The organism is Aeromicrobium sp. Leaf272 (genome assembly GCF_001422865.1).
GTDB lineage: Bacteria > Actinomycetota > Actinomycetes > Propionibacteriales > Nocardioidaceae > Aeromicrobium.
This window is the reverse complement of record NZ_LMMY01000011.1, coordinates 392760-393911: the sequence shown is the minus strand read 5'-3', so window position 1 is coordinate 393911 and position 1152 is coordinate 392760. Positions and strand designations below refer to the sequence as shown.

General features: G+C 70.3%; 1 protein-coding gene. It reads left to right on the top strand.

Going from position 1 to position 1152, the window contains the following annotated elements; translation table 11 throughout:
• Nucleotides 1-1138, top strand: a 1138-nt coding sequence (locus ASF38_RS08985; RefSeq protein ID WP_056575273.1) for an acetyl-CoA C-acetyltransferase, incomplete at its 5' end; no start/stop codon positions are given.
• Between the last annotated feature and the right edge of the window lie 14 nt (nt 1139-1152).

The following is a 1152-nucleotide window of genomic DNA, read 5'->3' as shown; positions in this document are numbered from 1 at the left end:
CAAGCCGATCTCGCTGCTCAACGGGCTGCTCGACGAGATCAAGACCCGCAACCCCGCCCTCGACGCCAACCAGGTCGACGACGTCGTCCTGGGCGTCGTCTCGCCCGTGGGCGACCAGGGCGCCGACATCTCCCGCACCGCGGTCCTGGCGGCCGGCTTCGGCGAGCAGGTCGCCGGCGTCCAGCTGAACCGCTTCTGCGGCTCCGGCCTCGAGTCGGTCAACCAGGCCTCGGCCCGGGTCAAGTCCGGCTGGGAGGACCTCATCGTCGCCGGCGGCGTCGAGTCCATGAGCCGCGTGCCCATGGCCTCCGACGGTGGCGCCTGGGCGATGGACCCCCGGACCGCGCTCGACACCGACTTCGTGCCCCAGGGCATCGGCGCCGACCTCATCGCGACCCTCGAGGGCTTCAGCCGCGACGACGTGGACCAGTTCGCCGCCGAGTCGCAGGCGCGCGCCGCCAAGGCGATCGCCAACGGCTACTTCGCGAACTCCGTCATCCCCGTCAAGGACGTCAACGGCATGACGATCCTCGACCACGACGAGTTCGTGCGCGAGGGAACGACGGCCGAGTCCCTCTCGGGCCTCAAGCCGTCGTTCAAGGACCTCGGCGACTTCGCCGGGTTCGACGCGGTCGCGCTCGAGAAGTACACGACGGTCGAGAAGATCAACCACGTCCACCACGCCGGCAACAGCTCCGGCATCGTCGACGGCGCCTCGCTCGTGCTGATCGGCAACGAGAACGCCGGCGAGCGTCACGGGCTCACGCCCCGCGCCCGCATCGTCTCGACCGCCGTCATCGGCTCGGAGCCGACGATCATGCTGACGGGCCCCGGCCCCGCCTGCCGCAAGGCGCTCGACAAGGCCGGCCTGTCCATCGAGGACATCGACCTGATCGAGATCAACGAGGCCTTCGCCGCGGTCGCCATGAAGCTCATGCGCGACCTCGGCGACTACCCCCACGAGCAGACCAACGTCAACGGCGGCGCGATCGCCATGGGCCACCCCCTCGGCGCCACCGGCGCGATGATCCTCGGCACGCTCGTCGACGAGCTGCACCGCCGCGAGAAGCGCTACGGCATGGCCACGCTGTGCATCGGCGGCGGCATGGGCATCGCCACCATCGTCGAGCGCGTCTGACCCCCAGGAGAGAC